1 pseudogene is annotated in these 298 nt (G+C 36.9%); it reads left to right on the top strand.

The window, feature by feature from the left end:
* A pseudogene (locus tag SB689_RS22855) lies at window positions 1–298 on the top strand (hypothetical protein); the annotation flags it as partial.

Genomic DNA, 298 nt, shown 5'->3' on the forward strand with positions numbered 1-298 from the left:
GTTTGAAATGACTGAGCCTACCGATATTGATCTTTTCCTTTACAAAACAAGGATCAATGCAGGATACGATTATTTAACAACAACCTATACGAAAGGGAACATTAAATCTACCCAAAACCAGTTTTACTTTTTTGGGGAACATAATTATCATATTTCCGGGAACCATTTCCTGAATATTAAAGGAGAAGGGGCTATGATGGATTCTAAAATAGAGTTTTCTGCCAACGAATTGTATCGATTTGGAGGCTGGAATTCCATGCGGGGATTCAATGAAAATTCCCTCGCTGCAGATTTCTAT

The sequence above is a fragment of the Chryseobacterium sp. SIMBA_038 genome, from assembly GCF_046535115.1.
Taxonomy (GTDB): Bacteria; Bacteroidota; Bacteroidia; order Flavobacteriales; family Weeksellaceae; genus Chryseobacterium.